Below are 23,584 nucleotides of genomic sequence, written 5' to 3'. Positions count from 1 at the left end.
ATTTTTATGGCAGTCAAGGTTGCTATCAACGGTTTTGGTCGTATCGGCCGTCTCGCGTTCCGTCAGATGTTCGATGCGCCCGGCTATGAGGTCGTCGCCATCAACGATTTGACGAGCCCGACGATGCTCGCACATCTCCTGAAGTACGATTCCACGCAGGGGCGTTATAAGTACGCGGACTCCGTGACCGCGGGCGAGGACTCCATCACGGTCAACGGCAAGAAGATCAACATCTATGCGCAGGCGGATGCCGCACAGATTCCGTGGGGCAAGCATGACGTCGACGTTGTGCTCGAGTGCACGGGCTTCTACACGGCAAAGGCAAAGGCTGAGGCGCACCTGAAGGCGGGCGCAAAGAAGGTCGTCATCTCGGCGCCTGCGGGCAATGATCTCCCGACGGTCGTATTCAACGTCAACCACAAGGTGCTGACGAAGAATGACAAGGTCATCTCCGCGGCTTCCTGCACGACGAACTGCCTTGCTCCGATGGCAAAGGCGCTGAATGACCTCGCACCGATCAAGAGCGGCATCATGCAGACGATCCATGCCTACACGGGCGACCAGATGGTGCTCGACGGTCCGCAGCGCAAGGGCGATCTGCGCCGCAGCCGCGCCGCCGCACTCAACATCGTTCCGAACTCGACGGGCGCGGCGAAGGCAATCGGTCTCGTCATCCCCGAACTCAACGGCAAGCTCATCGGCGCGGCACAGCGCGTCCCGACCCCGACGGGCTCCACGACGCTCCTCTATGCCGTTGTTGAGGGCAAGGTCACGGTTGATCAGGTCAACGCGCAGATGAAGAAGGAAGCGACGGAGTCGTTTGCCTACAACACAGACGAGATCGTCTCGAGCGACATCATCGGCACGACCTACGGCTCGATCTTCGATGCGACACAGACGATGGTCAGCGACACGGGCGACGGCAACACGCTCGTTCAGGTCGTTTCGTGGTACGACAACGAGAACAGCTACACGAGCCAGATGGTTCGCACGATCAAGTATTTTGCTGAGCTCGGCTAAAACTTCACAATGAAATAAGCACGATCTTTCGAGGTCCGGCCGAACGTTTGGGCCGAACCTCGATTTTCATTTATGGAGGGGACAATATGAACAAAAAGACCATTCGCGACATCAACGTCAAGGGCAAGAAAGTCTTTGTCCGCGTGGATTTCAACGTGCCGATGGACGAGAACCAGAACATCACGAACGACACGCGCATCCGCGCGACGCTGCCGACGATCAATTATCTCCTCGACGGCGGCGCGGCGGTCATTCTCGCCTGCCACGTCGGGCGTCCGACCGAGGCGCGCGAGCCAAAATTCTCGACGAAGCCCATTGTCGCACGTCTCTCCGAGCTCCTCGGCAAAGAGGTGAAATGGGCGCCCGACTGCGTTGGTCCCGAAGCGGAGAAAGCCGCGGGCGCGCTGAAGCTGGGCGAAGTCCTGCTCCTCGAAAACCTCCGCTACCACAAGGAGGAGAAGAAGAACGACCCCGCCTTTGCAAAGCAGCTCGCTGCGCTGGCGGATGTTGCTGTGGACGATGCGTTCGGTGTCGCACACCGCGCACACGCATCGAACGTCGGCATCACCGCCGATCTCGAGACGGTCGCGGGCTTCCTCATGGAGAAGGAGATCAACTACATCGGCAAGACGCTCGAAGCGCCGCAGCGCCCGTTCGTCGCCATTCTCGGCGGCGCGAAGGTCTCGGATAAGATCGGCGTCATCGAGAACATGATCGACAAGGTCGATACCATCATCATCGGCGGCGGCATGGCGCACACCTTTGACGCGTCGAAGGGCTATCCCATCGGCGACTCGCTTGTCGAGAAGGACAAGATCGAGCTTGCGAAGGAACTGCTTGAAAAGGCGGCGAAGAAGGGCGTGAAGGTCGTCCTGCCCGTCGATCTCGTCATCGCGGATAAGTTCGCGGCGGATGCCAAGACGCAGACGGTCGACGTAGACAAGGTGCCTGACGGCTGGCAGGCGCTCGACAGCGGCGCGAAGACGTCCGAAGAGTATGTGAAGGCCTTGAAGGGCGCAAAGACGGTTATCTGGAACGGACCCATGGGCGTCTTTGAGTTCGACGCATTCGCAAAGGGGACGGAGGCGGTCGCTCACGCCGTTGCGCAGGCGACGAAGGAGGGGGCGACGTCTATCGTCGGCGGCGGCGACTCCATCGCGGCGCTGAAAAAGACCGGGCTTTCCGACCGGATTTCGCATATCTCGACGGGCGGCGGGGCAACACTCGAGCTCCTCGAGGGCAAGGTGCTCCCGGGCATCGATGCCATCGCGAATAAGTAATTTGTTGTTTTCACTTGGAAGAGGGGATTCAAATATGGCAAGAACACCAATTATTGCAGGCAACTGGAAGATGAACAACACGATTGCCGCAGGAACGGAGCTCGTGAAGGAACTCGCGCCGCTCGTGAAGGGCGCTAAGGCGACGGTCGTCGTCTGCCCGACGGCAACGGCGCTCGCCGCCGTGACCGAGGCGGCGAAGGGGACAAATATCGCGGTCGGCGCACAGAATGTGCACTGGGAAAAGAGCGGCGCCTTTACGGGCGAGATCTCGACCGACATGCTCAAGGAGATCGGCGTCTCTTACTGCGTTCTCGGACACAGCGAGCGCCGCGACTACTTCGGCGAGACGAACGAGGGCGTCAACAAACGCGCGCACGCGGCGTATGCGGCAGGCATCACGCCGATCATCTGCTGCGGCGAATCGCTCGAGATCCGCGAAGCGGGGACGTATCTCGCCTACGTTGCGTATCAGATCGAGGCTGCGCTCGCGGGCTTTAAGTCGAAGGAGGTCGCGAAACTCGTCATCGCCTACGAGCCGATCTGGGCGATCGGTACGGGCAAGACCGCAACCTTTGAACAGGCGGAAGAAGTCTGCGCTCATATTCGTGCGACCGTTAAAGCGAAATACGGCGCAGCTGCGGCAAATGCGATCCGCATCCAGTACGGCGGCAGCGTAAAGCCCGAGACGATCGCGGGACTCATGGAGAAACCGAACGTCGACGGCGCGCTCGTCGGCGGCGCGGCGCTCAAGGCGAAGGATTTCGCTGCGATCGTCAATTTCTGATTTCCTCTGCGAGCACATTGCTCTTAGAAAGAGTTCATCATGGCAAAACTGAAAAATGCCCCGGTTGCCCTCATCATCATGGATGGATTCGGCGACGGCGACCCGAACGACATGAAATACAACGCCATTGCGATGGCAAAGACGCCCGTCATCGACGGACTGCTCAAGAAGTATAAACACAGCGAGATCAACGCCTCCGGCGAATACGTCGGACTGCCCGACGGACAGATGGGCAACTCCGAGGTCGGTCACACGAACATCGGCGCAGGGCGCATCGTCTATCAGCAGCTCACGCGCATCACGCGCGACATCAGGAACGGCGACTTCTTTAAGAACGAAGCGCTGCTCACGATCGTGCGCGGCGTCAAGGAGAACGGCGGTGCACTGCATGTGATGGGGCTTGTCTCCCCGGGCGGCGTACACAGCCACGAAGATCATCTCTTTGCGACGCTCGAACTCGCGCATCGCGAGGGGATCAAGACCGTCTGGATCCACGCGTTCCTCGACGGGCGCGACGTCCCGCCCAAGAGCGCGAAGGAATATCTCGAGGCTGTGGAGAAGAAAGCGGCGGAGATCGGCGAAGGCAAGATTGCGACCGTTGCGGGGCGTTATTATGCGATGGATCGCGATCACCGCTGGGAGCGCGAGCAGCTCGCCTATGAGGCGATCGCGCACGCCAAGGCGAAGACAATTGCACCCTCGGCCGTCGAAGGCCTGCTCGCCTCCTATGCCGATACAAGCGAAAAGCCCGAAGGCGTGACGGACGAGTTTGTCGTTCCGTTCGTTGTCGCGGGCTATCCCGGGATGAAGAACGGAGACGGCGCGATCTTCTATAATTTCCGCCCCGACCGCGCGCGCCAGCTCACGCACGCCTTTGTGGATAAGACGTTCGACGGGTTCAAGCGTGACGAATCGCTGAAGATTCCGTTTGCCACATTCTCCCAATACGAGGCGGGCATGAACGCGCTTGTCGCGTTCCCGCCGGAGAGCATCGACAACACATTCGGTCAGTATGTGCAGGATCTCGGCATGACACAGCTGCGCATCGCCGAGACCGAGAAGTACGCGCACGTCACGTTCTTCTTCAACGGAGGCGTCGAGACACCGTACAAGGGCGAAGACCGTATCCTCGTCCACTCCCCGAAGGTTGCGACCTACGATCTCCAGCCCGAGATGAGCGCGATCGAGGTCACGGATAAAGTCGTCGAGGCGATCAAATCGCGCAAATACGACTTCATCATCCTCAACTATGCGAACTGCGACATGGTTGGGCACACGGGCGTTGTTCCCGCCGTCGTCAAGGCGGTCGAGACCGTCGACACCTGTGTTGGACGCTTCGTTGACGCCATCCACGAGGTTGGCGGAGAGGTCTGCATCACGGCGGATCACGGCAACGCGGACAAGATGTGGGACTACGAGACGAATCAGCCGTTTACGAAGCACACGACGAACCCCGTGCCGTTCATTGTCGTCTCCGACCGCGTGAAGGAAGTCCACACCGGCGCCCTCTGCGACATCGCGCCGACCCTGCTGACGCTCGCGGGACTGCCCATTCCCAAGGAAATGACGGGCAAACCGCTTGTTACGCTCAAATAAATAAATCACCGACCATGGGATCGCCGCGCTCCGTGCGCGGCGGTCTTTTGCATTGGCGGGATTTCGGTTTCTGTGATGTGGGAGGTGCGGTATGTTCGATTTCGGTCACGTTGTGTTGGGGATATTGAGCGCGGGCATCCTTCTTGCCGTGGGCTGCGTTATCGTCACCGTCATTTATCAATGCGTACGTGACAAGCTGCGCGAGAAACGCAATGCGAAGGCGCGTGCCGCAGAGCTGAAACGTCTGCGCGAAACACTGACGCCCTGCGACTATGCGCGGACAGTCGATGATGCCGTCAATAAGAGCTTTGATTTTATGCATCTCCGTGCCGGCGACCGCGTGCGCGTCCGCAAGAGTTTTACGGACTATAACGGGAGTCTTTTTGAGGCGGGCGACACATGGTACTTTGCTTGCGCATATTATCTTCCCTACGACGGGGGATATACGCTGTATATTTCCCATGATCGGGTGACAATCGGCGGTATCTATTTGCAGGTGGAAGAGCAGTCGGACATCTGCGGACACGCGGAGAAATATTTTGAGATTGTTGAGGAGGGTGCAGCTTTAGAACGATAAGTTGTGCCGTTCTTCGATTTCCGCAATCGCTTGCCGAATGACAGAGACGGGCGTTTCCGCGAGTTCGGTCAGTCCACGCTCTTCCGCGCGGGCGAGGGAATTTTTTACAAAATTAATACGTTCCTTGAGCTGTGCTGTCTCATTTTGCGTGAGGGGGCGTGTTCGTTCCCGGTCAAATTGTTGGAGGAAGTCCGCGGCGGTATCGGCCGCCAGGACTTCACTTTCACGCGTATGCACATGGTAAGAGGAGAAGAGTCCGCTTTCGGCGAGTCCCGTGAGGTTCTTCGACAGAACCTTCACGACGAGATCATGATGCTCCTTGTTTACGGCACGGCCGATGTCCTCCATACAGCCGATGAAATAACGATCCAGTGTGCCGATGTAGCTCGCATCGCTTGACACAGCGATGACATGAATCTCGGAGGCGTAATCCTTTGCCGAGAGCGCTTGTGCGAGACGGAGCGGCACCTCAAGCGTGCGGAACGTCCCCTCGACCATGATGTTATAGTGCTGTTCCAAGAGCATATCAAGCAGGCGCTCGGTGACGGCGCCGGAGAATTTTCCTGTTTCCGCAACGGCGGCGGTACCGAGCGCGCGGCAGATTGCCTTGTATTGGGGATGATAGTTTCGGTAGGTGTCCGGATTGACAAAGAACGTATTGGGATGCGCGTTCTTGAGCCGTACGCTGATGATGCTCTTTCCGGCGCCCGGCTGACCGCCGAGGAAAAATGCCTTGGGATGTGCGGCAGGCGTATGTGAGGATACGAAATCTTTCCAAATGAAATCGGCAGCGGTCTCCACATCGCGCGCGGTAAATTCGTATGCCATATCGTTATTCCTCCTCGTCCCGCAGCAGTTCTTTGAATGCTCTCAGCCGTCCTTGTATCTGAAACAGCTCGACCGGGTCGGAGGTCACGGCGAGCCGATCGATGTCGCGGATGCATTGCGCATGTATGGATTTGAGAAACGGGGTCCGTGCAGCTTCTGCCGCACTGTAATCGCGCCGAATGTCTGCGACAATCGACCATGCGAGTTCATTGAGCACCTCTTGCTTGACCGACATGCTCCATGTGTTTTCTGCGTCGATTACGATCATAGGGAGAACCTCCTTCGTTTTTGTGAAGTTTTATATTTAATAAATATACACGGCTTTTCTTGATATTGCGTTATAAAGAAAGTCTTGCAATGCATTCATGTTGTGGGAATACGTGCGCGAAACGACCGCGTCTTGCGTACGGTTCTTTTATTTGAAAGCATTGCGCGGGGGTGGTATACTACAAGGACAAACGATGTGTGGATGGAGGTTCTTATGATACGGTTTGTGACACTTTTGCAGGCGCTGCGGCGCGATATTGCGGTGCTGCTCTTTGCGATGCTGCGGCGGGATACGCCGACGGCGGTGAAGGTACTTTTTCCGCTTGCTCTGCTCTATCTCATCAGTCCGATCGATATCATCCCTGACGCGATTCCTGTATTTGGGGCGCTCGATGATGCGGTGATTCTCCCTGCGGCGACGGAGTTTCTTGTGCGGATGCTGCCGCCCGCTGTGCGCGAGGAGACGGAGCGGCGCGTTACGCGTTACGGAACGATAGTGTTTATCGCGTCCATCGTGGTGCTTGTCCTTTGGATTGCCATTCTCGTTTGGGCATTGTCGAAGGTGTTTGCATGAGGCTCTATATCGCGGAGAAACCGAGCGTCGGGCGCGCGCTTGCCGCCTGTCTGCCGCAACCGCACCGCAAGGGAAACGGCTGTATCGAAACGGGCGCGGGTGTGGTGACATGGCTTTTCGGTCATGTGCTGCGGCAGGCGGAGCCGGAGGAGTACGATGCACGGCTCAAACGCTGGCGTGCGGAGGATCTGCCGATCCTGCCCGAAGAGTGGCGGCTCGTTGTGAATGAGAGTGCGGCACAGCAGTTCGCCGTCGTGAAGGGGCTGATCGAGCGTGCGGACGAGATCGTGCACGGCGGCGATCCCGACCGCGAGGGGCAGCTGCTCGTAGACGAGGTGCTCGACTATCTCCACAATGAAAAGCCCGTGCGCCGCATCCTCATCAATGCGCTTGACGATAAGAGCATACATGATGCCCTCGGCGATCTGCGCGACAACGCGGACTTCCTCCCGCTGAAACTGTCGGCGCTTGCACGTGCCCGCGCGGACTGGCTCATCGGGATGAATCTCTCGCGCGCCTATACGCTCGCGGCGCGGCGTGCGGGACATGATCGGCTCGTGCTCCCCATCGGCAGGGTTAAGACGCCGACACTCGCGCTCGTCGTACGGCGGGAGCGGGAGATCGAGAACTTCAAACCCGCGACGTACTATCTTCTCGATGCGCTCTTTCAACATGCGGGGACGGGCGAGTCTTTTCGTGCGCGGTGGAAGCCGTCGGAGGAGCGCACGCCGCTCGATCCCGAGGGGCGGCTCGTCGATGAGACGGCGGCGCGCGCGGCGCTTGCAAGCTTTGGCGATGAACCGCAGGACGGAAAGGTCGTCAAATACGAGCGCAAGAAGGTGGAGGAGCCGCCGCCGCTGCCCTTTTCGCTCTCAGCGCTTCAGGTGCTCGCAGGCAAGCGGTACGGCTACGAGCCGCAGCAGGTGCTCGACACAGCGCAGAAACTCTACGAGGAGAAGCTGACGACTTATCCGCGTTCGGACGCGGAGTATCTGCCGAAGAGTCAGCATAAGGATGCGCCGAAGATCCTCTCCAACCTCGCGGGACTCTCGGATTCTCCGCTGGCGGCGTGGGCACAGGCGGCGGACGCGGAAAAGAAGTCGCGCGCGTGGAACGATGAGAAGATCACGGCGCATCACGCGATCATCCCGACGACGGTGGCGGCGAATCCCGCACGCCTGAGCGAAATCGAGCGGCGTATCTATGAGCTCATCGCGCGCGCCTATATCGCACAGTTTTATCCGAACTATGTCTACGACCGGACGAAGGTCGAGCTCTCCTATCACGGCGAGACATTCGCCGCGAGCGGGCGCACGGAACGCGCGGCGGGCTGGCGCGCGATGTATCGCACCGGAAAGACGGCGGAGACGGACGACGCGGAGAAAGACGACGAGGAGAGTGCCGTCCTGCCGCCGATGAAGAAAGGCGATCATGCGGATTATGTCTCCGGCGAGCTCGGGACGCGGCAGACGAAGCCGCCCGCACGGTTCACGCCGGCGACGCTCCTGCAGGGCATGAAGGAAATCCACAAATACGTCAAGGACGAGGCGGCGAAGAAGATGCTGCGCGACGTCTCGGGCATCGGGACGGAGGCGACACGCGCGAGCATCATCGAGGATCTGATCCGGCGCAGATTCCTGCATGCGGCGGGGAAGAAAAAGGTGCTGACGCCGACGGATGCCGCCTATCTGCTTATCGACGCGCTGCCCGATACGATGACCTATCCGGACGCAACGGCGATCTGGGAGGATCAACTGCACTCCATGGCGGCGGGCGTGGGAACCCCTGAGGAGTTCCTTGCGGGGCAAGCGAATTTTGCACGCGATCTCTGCGCGGCGGCGGCACGGTCGCAGATCGCGGGCGGCGGCGGTGTGCCGTGTCCCGCGTGCGGGCGTGGAGTGATGACCAAACGCAAGGGGAAGCACGGCGATTTTTGGGGCTGCTCCGCGTACCCGCAGTGCCGCATGACGGCGAACGACAAGCGCGGTGTCCCCGATTTCACAGGGAAACGTATTCCCACCGCACAGGGCAGTGCACCGCACGATACGAATGCACCGAACTCGGCTCCTTCGTTCACCGCCCCCCGCCCCGATACGCCGGCTGCGGCGCCTGTTGCGCGCCGTTTCTATACGCCGACGGCGGATGAGCAGGCGGAGATGGACGCGTTGTTTTTTGGAGGATGATATGAGTACGTTCAGAGAGCTTGGCGTTCCGCAGCAACTTGCCGCAGCGCTCGAAAAGCGCGGCATCAAAGAGCCGACGCCGATACAGGAGGCGTTCATCCCCGCTGCAGGGGGCGGCGAAAACCTCGTCGGCGCTGCGCCGACGGGAACGGGCAAGACGTTTGCCTATCTCCTGCCGTCCCTCGCGCGTATTGATATGAACCTGCGCGCGGTGCAGCTGCTCATCCTCGCACCGACGCACGAGCTCGCCGTACAGATTGCGGACGCGGCGCGCACGCTCGTGCAGGCGGTGGAGCTGCCGCTGACGGTGCAGGCGCTCATCGGCGGCGCGAATATCAAGCGGCAGATCGAGGGACTGAAGAAAAAGCCGCAGATCGTCACGGGCTCAGCCGCGCGCATCTTGGAGCTCAGCCGCATGGGGAAGCTGCGCCTCTCGGATGTGCAGATCCTCGTCCTCGACGAGTTCGACCGCTTGCTCGGTAAACAGCTCGCGGACGATGTGCGCGCCGTTATTCGCCTCCTCCCGCAGAACCGACAGGCGCTCCTGCTCTCCGCGACCGCCCCGACGGCGGCGATTCGCGCGGCGGATGGACTCTTTGCTCCGCGCATCATTCGCGTGGAGGACGCGCAGACAACCTGTGAAAACTACTATCATCGCGCCGCGTTTCGTGATAAAATAAAGGCAGTACAAAAGCTGACGCGGCGTCTGCCGATTCGGCGGGGGATCGTCTTTGTCGGACGCGGATTTGACGCGGAACGCGCGGTGGAAAAACTGCGCTACGAGGGCATTCGCGCCGTGTCTCTCCTCGGGCAGGAACGCCGCGATCGGCGGCGCGCCGCGCTCGACGCCATCCGTGCGGGACGTGCCGAGCTTCTCATTGCGACAGACCTCGCGGCGCGGGGACTCGATATTGAGGACGTTGACTATGTCGTTAATGTTGATCTTCCGGAGGACGTGCGTACCTATCGCCACCGCGCCGGCCGGACAGCGCGTGCGGGCAAGTCGGGTGCGGTCGTAACGCTTGCGGACGATAAGGAAATGGCGCGGCTGAAGGAACTCGCCGCACGCATGGAACTGGAACTAAAGACGCTGCCGGCGAAATAACGCGCCGCGATTTCCTGAAGGAGGACTCATCCCGTGGACATAGTGCCCACAATACTCGATTTATTGCTGGTTGTCTTTTTGATCTTCATGAACGGCTTCTTCGTTGCGGCGGAGTTCTGCTGCGTGAAGATGCGTTCCTCGCGTCTTGAGACGATGATCGCCGAGGGCAGCAGCCGTGCGAAATACGCCAAGCAGCTCACGGATCATCTTGACTCTTCGCTCTCCGTAACGCAGCTCGGCATTACGCTCGCCTCACTCGGGCTCGGCTGGGTCGGCGAACCTGCGGTTGCGCAGCTCATCCTGCCGCTGACGCGCAGCGTAGGATTGTCCGACGATGTGGGGCATACGGTCGCGCTCGCAATTGCGTTTTCGCTCATCACATCACTGCACATCGTGCTCGGCGAGCTGACGCCGAAATCCATGGCGATCGCGAACGTGGAACGCATCATGCTCGCGATCGCGTTCCCGATGGTGCTCTTTGGCAAAGTCATGAAGCCCTTCGTCTGGATACTCAATACCGTTGCAAACCACATCAGCCGACATCTCGGATATGAGATGACAGGGGAGAACGAGGATGCGCACACGGAGGAGGAGATCCGCCTGCTCATGAAGGAGAGCTACCGGCAGGGTCTCATCAACAGCACAGAGGCGGATTTCGTCGACAATGTATTCTCGTTCACGGAGCTGAACGCACGTGAGATCATGGTGCCGCGCACGGATATGATCTGCCTCTACCTCGACGATACGCCTGCCGAACGCATCAAGACCATCCTTGAGGAACAGCAGACGCGCTATCCCGTCTGCTACGAGGACAAGGATCACATCATCGGATTTATCCATGTGAAGGATCTCCTCCCGCCGCTCGTGCGCGGGGAAACGCTCAATCTGCGCCGCTATATAAGGAAGGCTCTGATCGTGCCGGAGAGCATGGACGGCAGCGTTCTGCTCCGCACGATGCAGGCGCAGGGATCGCAGCTTGCCATCGTTGTTGACGAGTACGGCGGGACAGCGGGGATGGTGACGGTCGAGGATATTGTTGAACAAATCGTCGGCGATATCCGCGACGAGTTTGATGAGGAGCGTGAGAGCCTCGAATGGCGCGGCGAGGATCTCGGCTCCATCGACGCCAAACTGCTGCTCGAGGAGGTCAACGATCTCCTCGGCATCCGCATCGAGGACGAGGATGTCGACAGCATTGGCGGGTGGATCTATGACCGCCTTGGGGAGGCGCCGCGCGTGGGGCATATGACGGCGCATACGGGTACATTGTTTTTTGTCGAGGAGGTGGACGGCGTACGCATTACGCGTGTGCTAGTGCGTTTGCCGCATACGGAGGCGGAGCAGGGGGGAACATCCGCTGACAACAAGGAGGAATAGGGAATGTCTTTTGATCGCAGGCACTTTGCCGACATCATCGCGCAGTTTACGGTTGATGCGGAACATCTGCGTGGGGTGGCGGCGGATTTTCGCCATGATATGCGCCTTGGACTTGCGGGCTCGTCCGATTCGTCGCTGCGGATGCTGCCGTCCTATCTTGGACTGCCGACGGGGGAGGAGCGCGGGGACTATCTCGCGCTCGATTTCGGCGGGACGAATGTGCGCGTGCTGCTCTATCGCCTGGAGGGCAGCGGACGCTATGAGGTATTGAGTCATGTTGCGAAACCGCTCAAGGTCAGCGGAGGCTACGACTATGTCGGGGGAGAGGCGACGGCAGAGCAGTTGTTTGACTTTCTCGCAGGGCTCGTCGAGGAGGCGGTTGGCGGCGATCAAAAGACGCCGTATCTCCTCGGGCACACCTTTTCATTTCCGTCCACACAGACGAATATCAACGATGCGCGGCTCATCATTTGGACGAAGGAATTTGCCGTGCAGGGGGTTGAGGGCGCGATTGTCAATGATCTCTTGAAGGAGGCACTCGTACGGCGGGGGCTGGCGAACGTTACGCCGAATGCCGTCATCAACGATACGGTCGCCGTGCTGCTCTCCGCTGCCTATATCAACGGGGACACACAGATCGGCGCGATCTACGCCACGGGGCACAATACCTGCTACCTTGAGCCGTACGCAGGAAGTGCGCAGCAGCCGATGATCCTCAACATGGAGTCGGGCGGCTTTCAAAAGCTGACGCCGAACCGATTTGATATCGCGCTCGACGCCGCCTCGGAAAAGCCGGGCGAGCAGCGGCTCGAAAAGATGGTCGGGGGGCGCTACATGGGCACGCTTTTTGACATGGCGCTTGCCGAACTTCTCGGAGAACAGGGGCGCCTCTATGGATTCACGAGCGTTGACATCAGCCGTATCCTTGAGGATCAGAGCGACGCTGCGGATTGTGCGTCCGGTATTGTCGAGATGATGACAGGACGCAGGCTTTCGGAAGAGGATGCGTCGCGCGTGCGGGAGCTGGCGCATGCCATCGTCGTCCGCTCTGTGCGCCTCATGACGGCGACCTTTGCGGGGACGATGTGGCAGGTTGCGGGCGCAGGGAAAATCCGCCGCCAGCACATTGCCGTGGACGGCTCCGTCTATGAGAAAATGCCGCACGTTACGGAAAACATCATGCGTGCCTTCTCGGAACTGCTCGGTGAGGACGCGGCTCTCGTCGATACGCTGCTTGCGGGCGGCGGCTCGGGGCTCGGTGCGGCGCTTGCAGCGGCGATGACGGCACACGAGGCGCAGGGGTGATACATTTCCCTTGCGCGCACGGCGTTCTTTATGGTATCATGAACGCTGTATGATAACATATTGACAAAGGAGGAGCTTTTTCTTGCTCACACTCTTAATGGTGCTTGACGCGATTGTCGCGATTATTCTCATTGCGTCCGTGCTTGGACAGGAAGCAAAGTCTGCCGGCATGGGCGGTCTCGACGGCGGCGGCGATACGGTATTCTCAGGCAAGGCGCGCGGGATGGATGCGCTGCTGGCACGTGTGACCGTGGTGTTTGCCGTGCTGTTTGCCGCGATTACGATTGTGATTGCGCGGATGTCGAGCTGACGAAAAATTTGCTGCGTCGTCTGAGTTCGATGATTTGAATAGGGAGCTTCCCTGTTGCCGCAGACGCGGTGCAGGGATTTTTTCAACATGCACGGGCGCGCCTTTGTTAGGATGCTGTACCCCTGCGAGGGGCGATTGCGTGCATCTAGGCGGATGCCGGAATGGGAGGGACAGACATGCATTTGCAAGGAGCGGAGCCTTTTTTGCTCCCGGGCGGACGGCATGGCGTGCTGCTCGTTCACGGCTTTACAGGGCTGCCGGCAGAGCTGCGCCTGCTCGGGGAGTATCTGAATGCGCGCGGCTTTACAGTGCTTGCGATTCGGCTGGCAGGGCACGGGACGACGGTCGAGGATCTGAGCCGCACGGATCACGAGGACTGGATGGATTCGGTGCGGGACGGCTATGCGATCCTCAGCGGACTCTGCACACATATCTCGGCGGTCGGTCACTCGATGGGTGCGGTCTTTGCGATGCTGCTCTCGGTGGAAAAAGAGATCGCGCGCGTCGTGAGTCTCTGTGCGCCCGTCCTGATCGCCCCGGAGCAGGGGCTGGAGCATCTGCCGACGCGCGATATGTGCGGCATGCGCTGCGTACCGAAGGCGCGGCGTAAACTCCGCGATGTCCCCGCGGGGGCGAACAATACCTATCGGCGGATGCCGCTCGTTGCCGTGCACGAGGTGCTGGGCGTCATCGATCGGGTACGCGCGGAGCTGGCGCGCGTCGATGTGCCGATCCTCATCATGCACGGGGCGCGCGACCATACGGCGGATCCGCGGAGTGCGGATTATCTCTATGAGCACGTTGCAAGTGCGGTCAAGGAGAAGGTCATCCTGCCGGATGCAGGGCATCTCCTGCCGCTCGATACACATGTGCGGGAACGTGTTTTTCAGCGGGCGGCGGAGTTCCTATCCGCTGCCGAAGAGCATTTTGATAAGATCAGATAAGAACGGAAAAACGAGGAAATTATGGAACAGGAACAATTGGATATTGTGAAAGAACGCATCCGCGCCTTTATGCGGGAGGACGCCTATCGCCCGCTGAAGGAGGATGAACTGGCGGCAGGACTGCGCGGCGTCGGGGAGGACGTACCGGGCTTTGCCGAGGCTCTGGCGGCACTTGAGGCAGACGGCGCCGTCATCCGCAACCGCAGCGGGCTCTACGGCGTGCCGAGCCGCATGAACCTCGTCGTAGGGCGGCTCTCCATGTCGCCGAAGGGGTTCGGGTTCATCATCCCCGACGTACGCGATACGGAGGAAGAGACGGACGTGTTCGTGCCCGGCAGCGCTCTTGCGACCGCGATGCACGGCGACCGCGTCGTGGCGCGCGTCACGCCGTCCGAGCAGCCGGGGCGCGCGAGAGAGGGAGAGATCATCCGTATCCTCGAGCGTGTGAATACGCGGATTGTCGGCACGTTCGAGCGCAGCAAGGCGTTCGGCTTCGTCACGCCCGACAGCGCGAAGATCGGGCGCGACGTATTTGTCCTGAAAAAGGATTTTAACGGCGCGAAGACGGGCAGTAAGGTCGTCGTCGAGATTACGAAGTGGCCGGAGCAGCGCCGCAGCGCCGAGGGGCGCGTGGTGGAGGTGCTCGGCACCGCAGGCGATCCGGGCGTCGATGTGCTTGCCGTGATGCGCGCCTATGACCTCGATGAGAAATTCCCCATAGAGGTCGCGGCGGCTGCGATGCGCTGTCCGAAGAACCCGCTCCCCGAGGAGTATGCGGGGCGGCGTGATCGGCGCGATTTCCCCATCGTTACGATCGACGGCGAGGATACGAAGGACATCGACGACGGCATCTATGCGTATGAGAAGGACGGCGGATTCTTCCTCGGGGTCTACATCGCGGATGTCAGTCACTATGTCCGCGCGGGCGAGCCGCTCGATGTGGAGGCGGCGCGGCGCGGAACGAGCGTCTATCTCGTCGACCGTGTCATTCCGATGCTCCCGAAGGAACTCTCTAACGGCATATGCAGTCTCAACGAGGGCGTGGATCGTCTCTCGATGGCGTGCGAAATGGAGATTGGCGCGGACGGTGAGGTAAAGAGCTACGAGATCGTGCCGTGCGTCATTCACGTTGCGCGCCGGCTCACCTACACGCTCGTCAACAAGGTGCTCGCGGGCGAAGAGCCGTTCGTCGCGGATAATGCGGACATCCGACCCATGCTCGAGACGCTGCGCCATCTGCGCGATACGCTGCGTGCAAAGCGTCACCGCCGAGGCTCTATCGACTTTGAACTCTCGGAGATCAAGGTCAAGCTCGACGCAGAGGGGCATCCCATCGCCATCGAGAAGCGCACCGGCTCCCTCGGCGAATCCATCATCGAGGAGTGTATGCTCATCGCGAACGAGACGGTCGCGCGCCATATGGAGCTGAAGGAAGAACCGTTCGTCTACCGTGTGCACGAGCAGCCAAACAGCGAGAAAATCGAGCGGTTCCAAAGTCTCCTCACGGCGCTCGGTCTGCGCCTGCACGTCGACGAGAACGGCAAGGTCAGCTCGCGCGACATTCAGAGCGTGCTCGATAAGGTCAAGGGGAAACCCGAGGAACGCATCATCGGGGCGGTTGCCCTGCGCTCCATGCAGCAGGCACGCTACAGCACGCAAAGCCTCGGGCATTTCGGTCTTGCGGCGCGCTACTACACGCATTTCACCTCTCCCATCCGCCGCTATCCCGATCTCATGGTACACCGCCTCCTGCGCGAGACGTTCGCCACGGGGCATATCTCTGCGGAGCGTCGTGAGAAGCTGCGCGCCATCCTGCCGGAGACGGCGGAGCACTCCTCGGCGCGTGAGCGCATCGCGGTCGAGGCGGAGCGCGAGACCACGGATATGAAGAAAATCGAGTACATGGCGCAGTTCGTCGGCGAGACCTACGAGGGCGTCATCAGCGGCGTGACCGCATTCGGCATCTTCGTCGAGCTCGATAACGGCGTCGAGGGGCTCGTGCACGTCTCGACGATGGTGAACGACTACTACAGCTACGTCGAGGAGCAGTACGCGATGGTTGGCGAGCGCACAGGCACGCGCTACCGCCTCGGTGACACCGTGACCATCATCATCACGCGCGCCGATATACAGGCGCGGACGCTCGACTTTGTTTTGAAGGATAACGGCGTCTACGAGCCGGGCGCGGTGAAGCAGCCCGCGCAGAAACCGGCGCAAAAGCCTGCGGCAAAGGACGGCGCAAAAAAAGGAAAGCGCTCGCAGAAGAAAAAGCCAAAGGGCTCGGCAGACATCATTGCGGCAGTCCCATCCGCTCCTGAGACACGCCGCAAAAAGACGCGCGGCGCCCACGGTACGGGCGGCAGCAGCGCGCAGCGTAAAGATCGCGCGGCAAAGGCAGCTGCGGACAGCGTGCCCGCTCGCGCCGGCGCACCCGCCCGGCATGCAAAAAGCGGCAAAGCACCGGCCGGGGCACAGGAGGAACGTCCTGGACGCGGCAATAGGAACGAACGCCGCCGCAGCGATGCCCCGCGCGCCGGAGCGGGCAGCGGGCGCGGTGAGGAGCGCGGTCTGCGCGACTATCACCGCGTCACCGTCACAGGGCTCAACAGCGCCGTCTGGCCGGATCCGCCGGGCTACCGCACACAGAGACCGGATGCAGAGACCGCAGAAAAACCACGGCGCGCCCCGCGTCCTGCGCGCCGCATGAATCGTAAAACGGAGGGCGGCACAGGAAACGCCGACTGAGGTACCGTTATGGGAAAGAAAAACGAAAGCGTGAAGATCGCCTGCGAGAACCGCAAGGCGCGGCACGACTACTTTATCCACGAGACCTATGAGGCGGGGATGGAGCTTGTGGGGACGGAGGTCAAGTCCCTGCGCGCCGGCCGCGCGAATCTGCGCGACAGCTATGCCTACATCAAGAACGGGGAAGTATTCCTCGAGCACATGCACATCAGCCCCTACGAACAGGGCAACCAATTCAACCACGACCCGCTGCGCGTGCGGCGTCTGCTCATGCACAAGGCAGAGATTCTAAAGCTCTTCGGCAAGACGCGCGAGAAGGGCATGACGCTCATTCCGCTGAAAGTTTACTTTAAGCGCGGGCGGGCAAAGCTCGAGCTGGCGCTTGCGAGCGGCAAGCACAATTACGATAAGCGTCAATCTCTGAAGGCAAAGACCACAAAGCGCGAGGTGGAGCAGGCACTCAAGGAGCGGCAGAGAGGATAACAGAGGACACAGGAGAAAAGATGCAGGAACAGGAAAATACGCCCGCGCTGCGGCGCGGACTGAAGAACCGACATCTACAGATGATCGCGCTCGGCGGCGCCATCGGCACGGGGCTCTTTTACGGATCGGCGTCGACGATTGCGCTTGCGGGCCCCGCGGTCATGCTCGCCTATCTCCTCGGCGGCGTCATGATTTTCTTCATCATGCGGATGCTTGGGGAGATGGCGGTGGACGAACCCGTCTCCGGTTCGTTCAGTCACTACGCGGGCAAATTCTGGGGCGACTTTCCGGGATTCCTCTCCGGCTGGAATTACTGGTTCAACTACGTCATTGTGTCGATGGCGGAGCTCGCGGCAGTCGGCATCTATATGAATTTTTGGCTGCCTGATCTGCCGCAGTGGATCTCCGCGCTCGTCTGTCTCGTCGTCATCACCGCGCTGAACCTCATCAACGTCCGCGCGTACGGTGAGATGGAGTTCTGGATGGCGCTCGTGAAGATCACGGCGATCGTCCTCATGATCGTGCTCGGCGGCTATCTGCTCGTCGGGGGGGCGCCGTTCCCCGAGAACGTGAGCAACCTATGGGCGCACGGCGGATTCCTGCCGAACGGCTGGTGGGGATTCTTCCTCGGAACGGCGGTCGTCATGTTCTCCTTTGGCGGCATCGAGCTCATCGGCATCACGGCGGGCGAGGCGGAGGATCCCGACCGCACGATCCCGCAGGCGATCAATCAGGTCATTTGGCGTATCCTCATTTTCTACGTCGGCACGATGGCGGTGCTCATGGCGCTCTGGCCGTGGAACGAGGTCGGTATGGAGGCAAGCCCCTTCGTGCAGATTTTCCAAAACGTCGGGATTCCCGCCGCTGCGCACATTTTGAACTTCGTTGTGCTGACGGCAGCGATCTCCGTCTACAACTCCGCGATTTACAGCAACAGCCGGATGCTCTACGGTCTATCGCAGCGCGGTGATGCGCCGCCCGTCCTGCAAAGCCTCTCGCGGCGCGGCGTCCCCGTGCTCGGGATCCTCATCTCGTCGGGCATCACGCTCATCGTCGTGTTCCTCAACTACTTCTTCCCGGGGGACGCGTTCCTCTATCTCATCTCGATCGCGACGTGCGCTGCCGTCATCAGCTGGACGACCATCGTCGTCACACATCTGAAATTCCGGGCAAAAATGCTGCGTGAAGGCACGGCGATTAAATTTCGCGCGCCGTTTTATCCGTGGATCAACTACATTTGCCTTGTATTCCTTGCGGGCGTCGTCTTTATGATGGCGCAGATTCCGGGGATGCAGCTTGCCGTGCCGATCCTGCCCGTGTGGCTGATCGTCCTTTGGCTCGGCTACCATGTGAAGCGGCGGCAGGATTCATAAACATACGGTCTCAAAATGGAATAACCGGCGGGTATATATGCAGTGATGCATGTATACCCGTAATTTTTCGTGGTTTCGTTAGACAATGAGAATAATTTTTGCTAATATATGGAAATATATATCAACGGAACTGAAACGATGAAGAAAGGAGGCAACCGAATGATATGCAAAGAATGCGGAGAAAAAATATCGGGACTGACGCGCATCTGCCCGCACTGCGGGGGACGCGCGCTGATCGACGACGAACTCGAGACATGGAGCTTTATTGCGGATACGGCGGCAAAACACCGAATGAACATGCCGGATGCGGTTGTGCCGAATACACCGACCGATGTGCCGGCAGATTTGAACGCGCAGATCGAGGGGCTTGAGCGGCTGAAAGAATATTTTACGAGACACAGCAATCTCTATCAAGTGGTTGAGGATCTTGAGTCCATGGAGGGCGGCAAGCGGCGTCCGTCCATCGGCCTATGGGCGCTTGGCGGCGGTCTTGCGGCGGCGCTCATTTACCTGCCGCTCTCGCCGTTTCTGCCGCACTTCGTATGGACGTATTTCTTCGTCGTATGGGGCGCGGTGACGACCGTCGGCTATTTGCGCGCCGCCCGCAAATACGAGCGGCGCAAGGCGGAACACGAGCTCTTCCGGCGCCTTGCGGAGAATGAGCTGTGTGTGATGTATAATTCCTGCCCGGACTGTTTCCTGCCGCTGGCGTGGACGATGCCGCCGCGTATCACGCGCATCATCGATGCGCTGCGTATGGGTGAGGCATACTCTGTGCAGGAGTTCTTAGTGAGAGGAGTGTAAATGTGATGGCTGAGATTCGGATCAAACGTGTTTATGAAGCACCTGCGCCGGACGACGGGTTTCGTGTGTTGGTGGATCGGCTCTGGCCGCGCGGGATTTCAAAGGAGCACGCGGCGCTCGGCGCATGGTGGAAGGACATCGCGCCCTCGCCGGAGCTGCGCAAATGGTTCGGGCATAAAGCGGAGAATTTTGCCGCGTTTACGGAAAAGTACCGTGCCGAACTTGAGGCGAGTGCAGAGTTGCCCGCGCGCATCGAAGAGATCGCAGCGCATCTCGCCGCGGGGGAGAATGTCACACTGCTCTACGGTGCAAAAGATCCGGAACTGAATCAGGCGCGCGTATTATGCGACTTTCTGCATAGCTTGCCGCATACGAAAAATAAATAAGAAAATGATCCAATAAAAAAGTGCCTGCAAACAGGCACTTTTTCTATGCGTGAAATATGCTGCTAACCGCGCGGAGCGTACATGATGATACATACGCCGATCAGCGCGACGGCGCCGCCCGCAAGGTCAAATACATCAGGACGTATGCCGTCAACAATGCGCCCCCATAGAATCGAGAGCGCGATAAATATGCCGCCATATGCCGCGTAGACTCTGCCGAAACTCGCCCCCTCAGGCTGGAGCGTTGGAACGACCCCGTACAGGGCGAGTACGACGGCACCCGCAAGCCCCCACAGAAGACTTTTTTCGCCGCGGAGCCAAAGCCACATGAGGTAGCCGCCGCCGATTTCGAAGATACCGGCAAGCAAGAAATAGAAGAGCGATTTCACGATATCCATACGGATATTACTCGGCTTTCTGCGCTTCACTGTTGAAGCGGTAGCCCGAGCCCCACACCGTTTGGAGCCATTGGGGATTGGAGGGATCCTCTTCGATCTTCTCCCGCAGGCGGTTCATATGCACGGAGACGGTGGAGGTGCTGCCCATCGCGTCGAGATCCCACACGCGATCGTACAGCGTTTCTTTGCTGAACACGATCTGCGGATGCTCGGCGAGGAAGAGGAGCAGCTCGAACTCACGGCTCGCCAGATGCACCTCGCGTCCCGCGACGAAGACGCGATGCGTCCACGGCTGGATCTCGAGCGTGCCGAATCGCAGCGACATCGGCTCGGTAGGTTCGCCTCCTTTGAGACGGTTATAGCGCGTGATGTGCGCCTTTACCCGTGCAGCGAGCTCGCTCGGGCTGAACGGTTTGACGATGTAATCGTCCGCACCGAGACCGAGCGCACGGATCTTGTCGATGTCCTCGAGACGTGCGGATACCATGAGGATGGGGATATCCAGTTCCTTTCGCACGGCGCGGCAGATGGCAAAGCCGTCCGCACCCGGCAGCATCACGTCGAGCAATACCAGCTGATAATCGCCCGTGAGCGCCATGCGCTGCCCTTCGTCGCCGTCGGAGGAAATATCCACGGAAAACCCACTTGCCTCCAAATAATCCCGCTCCAGTTCGGCGATGTCCGTATCGTCCTCCACAAGCAGAATCTTCGTCATCCTGAATCACCTTGGTCTTTCTGTTTCCCTGCAATGGGCATTTCTATATGGATACGCAGCCCGCCAAGCGGCGAAGCTGCGGCACGAACCGTTCCGCCGGATGCCGTCACGATTTGACGCACGACGGCAAGTCCGAACCCGCTGCCCGCCGCAACATTTGCGCGTGCGGGGTCGGTGCGGTAAAAACTGTCAAAGAGCCGCGGCAACTCCTCGGGCGCCGCGCCCATGCCGTCGTCGTCGATGTCGATCGCAAGGACGCCGGCCTCCTCCGCGAGGGAGATACGCACATGCGCGCTGTCGCCGCGCCGGTATTTTCCGCTGTTTTCCCATAGATTCCGGAGGACGCGCGTAAACTCCATGCGGTCAATGCGTATGACTGCCCGGCACGGTGTATCCGCCATGGAAAGGAACACGCCCTGCTCTGCAAAATCATCCGCAGCCTCGGCAACGGCGGTGTGCACATAGGCGCGGGCATCGACGTCCTCCCATGAGAAGGGAGACTGCCCGCTCTCGAGCCGCAGGAATGTGCGCAGGCGTGTTGTGAGACCTTCCATCGTCTCGGCGGCATGGATGATGCGCTCGGTGTATTTGCGCTGTTTTTCAGGGGTCGCAGCAATCCCTTCAAGGAGACCGCTTGCGTAGCCTTTGATTGCAGTCAGCGGCGTCGCGACATCGTGGAGCACGCCGATGAACAGCTCTCTGCGGCGCTCCTCCTCCTGCTGCTCACGCGTCCGCGCACGTTTCAAATCCCTGCGCATCGCGTCGAATGCGCGGCAGGTCATGCCGACCTCGTCGTCGCCCGTCTCCGGGAGTGCGCGGTCAAAATCGCCCTGCTGCATAGCGGCGGCAGCCGCGCGTATCTCGGTGAGCGGCGTGAGGATCTGCGCGGAGAGAATATGCGCGAGATACCTGCCGAGCAGCAGGATGCCCGCGGATGTCACGAGAAGGACGAGGATGAGCAGAGCGTTCAAAATGAAATCTCGTTCATCGTGAGAAAAGAGCGCTTCCTCCGGACTCCCGGTCATCGGTACGTCGCCCGCGCCGATGATGAGCACGCCGTTGCGCGGATTCTCCCAGCGGAAGAAGAGACCGTCTTTGTCCCATATGAGCGACGAGCCCTTCCGGCCGTGTTTTTCGAGAGCCGCGCGCTGCAGATCGCCGGGATCTGTATCCGGCGACAGATAGAGCCGTTTGCCCTGCTGCTCGACCGAGATGTGGACGCCCGCGCCCTCGAGGAGATGCAGATCACTCTCAATATTATGGAGCTTAATCTTCTTTTTTTCTGCCTCGGCATGCAGAGAGCTCAGCGCGAACTGCACGGAAAGAGAGGTACCCTTCTCCGGCCAGAGGAGCGCGAGTGCCTGTTGCTGGAGCGTACCGACATAACGCAGGCCGCCGAGCAGCACAGTCCCCGCGGTAAGCATGAGGACGATGGGGATGATCACCATGAGCGCGTTCGTGATCAGCAGTCTCTTTTTGAGCGAAATATCCCGCAGATGCACATCCGCACCCCCTTTTGGCTGAATCTTTGCTCTTATCCAGTGCCATTATAACCGAAACAACGTAAAAAATCTGCATGGAAGTGAAGAATTTCTAAAAAGTTTTTCCGGTGTTTACATTTTGTTTAATATTTTCGCCTATGATACAGACATCGACAAGAACAAAAAGAAATGTATGCCGAAAGGCAAGGAGGAAATGACCATGGAAATGAAGAGTATCAAAGCAGCGTTTGCAAACGTATTCAGCCCCGCACACCTCAAGAAGATCGCAGCGGCCGCCGTGCTTTGCGCGACCGTGACCGCAGGCGGTGCATATATGCACATGCAGCAGGCGGAGGCGCACAATGCGGCAAAGGCGCAGGCACGTGCCGAGATGGTACGTACGCAGGCGGCGGAGCAGGGTGTCGAACTCATTGATGAAGCGCAGGTGCGCGCGATCACTGCGGCGACGATCGGTAAGGACGAGTCGGAGCTGAGCATGTGGGAGATCAAACTCAAGACGCGCGACCATGATAAGCGGTACCGCAATGACGGGCAGACTTTTAGCCCCGTTTATAAAGTCGAGTGCCACGCGGGAACGATGGAGTACGAGCTTCGTATCGACGCCGTGACGGGCGATGTGCTCTCGTATGAGGCGGAAGTCGACGACGATAGGTTTTGAAAATAGTATACAGTGACAAGGTTTGCTGCATGAGCGTGTCGAGCGCCGTGCAGCAGCGTCGGTTTTTTGTATAAAGAAAACCACGCGATAGTCGCGTGGTTGGAAAGAGCTTAAGCGGTGAACAGAAAATCCCCAGTGTGCTAAACTATGCGTAAGCCTGCCAGCTTAAAAATAGTGAAGACACTAGGGAGGAAACAGCATTATGTCGAAACAACAAAATGCCGATACGCATAGTTTAGCACACACAAAGTGGAATTGTAAGTATCACGTTGTGTTTGCACCGAAGTATCGGCGAAAAGTATTCTACGAAGGGAGACGGCTGGAAATCCGGGAGATCCTAAGAAAGCTGTGCGCGTGGAAGGGTGTAGAG

At 59.5% G+C, this 23,584-nt stretch carries 24 protein-coding genes; 19 read left to right on the top strand and 5 right to left on the bottom strand.

Features of this window, described 5'->3' with window-relative positions:
• Nucleotides 1–6: 6 nt before the first annotated feature.
• The 5 genes from gap (at nt 7) to K341_RS0110105 (ending at nt 5,257) form a co-directional block, all read left to right on the top strand.
• Nucleotides 7–1,020, top strand: coding sequence for a type I glyceraldehyde-3-phosphate dehydrogenase (gene gap, locus K341_RS0110125; protein WP_009438793.1), 1,014 nt, complete (start codon nt 7–9; stop codon nt 1,018–1,020).
• A gap of 86 nt (nt 1,021–1,106) precedes the next feature.
• A complete protein-coding gene (locus K341_RS0110120) occupies nt 1,107–2,300 on the top strand; it encodes a phosphoglycerate kinase (RefSeq protein ID WP_026762723.1) in 1,194 nt (397 codons plus the stop codon).
• Between the two features lie 34 nt (nt 2,301–2,334).
• Entirely contained in the window at nt 2,335–3,084 is a 750-nt protein-coding gene (tpiA, locus tag K341_RS0110115; RefSeq protein ID WP_026762722.1) for a triose-phosphate isomerase, read from the top strand.
• A 39-nt stretch (nt 3,085–3,123) separates the two neighbouring features.
• A complete protein-coding gene (gpmI, locus tag K341_RS0110110) occupies nt 3,124–4,680 on the top strand; it encodes a 2,3-bisphosphoglycerate-independent phosphoglycerate mutase (protein WP_026762721.1) in 1,557 nt (518 codons plus the stop codon).
• A gap of 91 nt (nt 4,681–4,771) precedes the next feature.
• The gene (locus tag K341_RS0110105; RefSeq protein ID WP_037349661.1) at nt 4,772–5,257 is read left to right on the top strand and encodes a DUF3601 domain-containing protein; all 486 of its coding nucleotides are present in this window, start codon (nt 4,772–4,774) and stop codon (nt 5,255–5,257) included.
• On the opposite strand, the gene K341_RS0110100 is transcribed toward K341_RS0110105, so the two are convergent.
• Both K341_RS0110100 and K341_RS0110095 read right to left on the bottom strand, forming a co-directional pair.
• The gene (locus tag K341_RS0110100) at nt 5,246–6,085 is read right to left on the bottom strand and encodes a zeta toxin family protein (RefSeq protein WP_009350708.1); all 840 of its coding nucleotides are present in this window, start codon (nt 6,083–6,085) and stop codon (nt 5,246–5,248) included. The genes K341_RS0110105 and K341_RS0110100 overlap by 12 nt on opposite strands.
• 4 nt (nt 6,086–6,089) lie before the next feature.
• The gene (locus K341_RS0110095; protein ID WP_026762719.1) at nt 6,090–6,353 is read right to left on the bottom strand and encodes a hypothetical protein; all 264 of its coding nucleotides are present in this window, start codon (nt 6,351–6,353) and stop codon (nt 6,090–6,092) included.
• A gap of 213 nt (nt 6,354–6,566) precedes the next feature.
• On the opposite strand from K341_RS0110095, the gene K341_RS0110090 reads away from it, so the two are divergent.
• The 12 genes from K341_RS0110090 (at nt 6,567) to K341_RS0110035 (ending at nt 19,941) form a co-directional block, all read left to right on the top strand.
• Nucleotides 6,567–6,926 carry a YkvA family protein gene (locus tag K341_RS0110090; protein WP_009438671.1) on the top strand — a complete coding sequence of 120 codons (360 nt, stop codon included), beginning with the start codon at nt 6,567–6,569 and terminating at the stop codon, nt 6,924–6,926.
• A complete protein-coding gene (locus K341_RS0110085; RefSeq protein ID WP_026762718.1) occupies nt 6,923–9,109 on the top strand; it encodes a DNA topoisomerase III in 2,187 nt (728 codons plus the stop codon). Before K341_RS0110090 ends, K341_RS0110085 begins: the two co-directional genes overlap by 4 nt.
• 1 nt (nt 9,110) lies before the next feature.
• On the top strand, nt 9,111–10,214 hold the full coding sequence (locus K341_RS0110080) for a DEAD/DEAH box helicase (protein ID WP_026762717.1): 1,104 nt from the start codon (nt 9,111–9,113) through the stop codon (nt 10,212–10,214).
• A 33-nt stretch (nt 10,215–10,247) separates the two neighbouring features.
• Entirely contained in the window at nt 10,248–11,591 is a 1,344-nt protein-coding gene (locus K341_RS0110075) for a hemolysin family protein (protein ID WP_009657631.1), read from the top strand.
• A gap of 3 nt (nt 11,592–11,594) precedes the next feature.
• Nucleotides 11,595–12,896, top strand: a complete 1,302-nt coding sequence (locus tag K341_RS0110070; protein WP_026762716.1) for a hexokinase family protein — start codon at nt 11,595–11,597, stop codon at nt 12,894–12,896.
• A gap of 97 nt (nt 12,897–12,993) precedes the next feature.
• Entirely contained in the window at nt 12,994–13,206 is a 213-nt protein-coding gene (gene secG, locus K341_RS0110065; RefSeq protein WP_009350715.1) for a preprotein translocase subunit SecG, read from the top strand.
• Between the two features lie 176 nt (nt 13,207–13,382).
• Nucleotides 13,383–14,150, top strand: a complete 768-nt coding sequence (locus K341_RS0110060; RefSeq protein ID WP_026762715.1) for an alpha/beta hydrolase — start codon at nt 13,383–13,385, stop codon at nt 14,148–14,150.
• Between the two features lie 21 nt (nt 14,151–14,171).
• Nucleotides 14,172–16,895: a ribonuclease R gene (gene rnr, locus K341_RS0110055; RefSeq protein WP_026762714.1), complete on the top strand. Its 2,724-nt coding sequence runs from the start codon at nt 14,172–14,174 to the stop codon at nt 16,893–16,895.
• Nucleotides 16,896–16,904: 9 nt separating this feature from the next.
• Nucleotides 16,905–17,378 carry an SsrA-binding protein SmpB gene (gene smpB, locus K341_RS0110050; protein ID WP_026762713.1) on the top strand — a complete coding sequence of 158 codons (474 nt, stop codon included), beginning with the start codon at nt 16,905–16,907 and terminating at the stop codon, nt 17,376–17,378.
• 20 nt (nt 17,379–17,398) lie between these two features.
• Nucleotides 17,399–18,751, top strand: a complete 1,353-nt coding sequence (locus K341_RS0110045; protein WP_026762712.1) for an amino acid permease — start codon at nt 17,399–17,401, stop codon at nt 18,749–18,751.
• 159 nt (nt 18,752–18,910) lie between these two features.
• Nucleotides 18,911–19,555 carry a hypothetical protein gene (locus tag K341_RS0110040; RefSeq protein ID WP_009438726.1) on the top strand — a complete coding sequence of 215 codons (645 nt, stop codon included), beginning with the start codon at nt 18,911–18,913 and terminating at the stop codon, nt 19,553–19,555.
• Between the two features lie 5 nt (nt 19,556–19,560).
• Nucleotides 19,561–19,941 (top strand): DUF488 domain-containing protein, encoded by a 381-nt coding sequence (locus K341_RS0110035; protein ID WP_026762711.1) that lies wholly within the window; start codon nt 19,561–19,563, stop codon nt 19,939–19,941.
• Between the two features lie 62 nt (nt 19,942–20,003).
• On the opposite strand, the gene K341_RS0110030 is transcribed toward K341_RS0110035, so the two are convergent.
• The 3 genes from K341_RS0110030 to K341_RS0110020 are packed head-to-tail and all read right to left on the bottom strand — an operon-like array spanning nt 20,004 to nt 22,556.
• Nucleotides 20,004–20,339: a YnfA family protein gene (locus K341_RS0110030; RefSeq protein ID WP_009438711.1), complete on the bottom strand. Its 336-nt coding sequence runs from the start codon at nt 20,337–20,339 to the stop codon at nt 20,004–20,006.
• 7 nt (nt 20,340–20,346) lie between these two features.
• A complete protein-coding gene (locus tag K341_RS0110025) occupies nt 20,347–21,054 on the bottom strand; it encodes a response regulator transcription factor (RefSeq protein WP_009350723.1) in 708 nt (235 codons plus the stop codon).
• On the bottom strand, nt 21,051–22,556 hold the full coding sequence (locus K341_RS0110020; RefSeq protein ID WP_026762710.1) for a HAMP domain-containing sensor histidine kinase: 1,506 nt from the start codon (nt 22,554–22,556) through the stop codon (nt 21,051–21,053). Before K341_RS0110020 ends, K341_RS0110025 begins: the two co-directional genes overlap by 4 nt.
• A 118-nt stretch (nt 22,557–22,674) precedes the next feature.
• On the opposite strand from K341_RS0110020, the gene K341_RS0110015 reads away from it, so the two are divergent.
• Nucleotides 22,675–23,214: a PepSY domain-containing protein gene (locus tag K341_RS0110015; protein ID WP_026762709.1), complete on the top strand. Its 540-nt coding sequence runs from the start codon at nt 22,675–22,677 to the stop codon at nt 23,212–23,214.
• Nucleotides 23,215–23,416: 202 nt separating this feature from the next.
• The coding region (locus K341_RS11875; protein WP_037349660.1) for an IS200/IS605 family transposase at nt 23,417–23,584 on the top strand (168 nt) is incomplete at its 3' end.

The sequence above is a fragment of the Centipeda artemidis DSM 19719 genome (assembly GCF_000426665.1).
Lineage (GTDB): Bacteria > Bacillota > Negativicutes > Selenomonadales > Selenomonadaceae > Centipeda > Centipeda artemidis.
The sequence above is the reverse complement of the archived record's forward strand: the minus strand, read 5'-3'. Positions and strand labels throughout refer to the sequence as shown.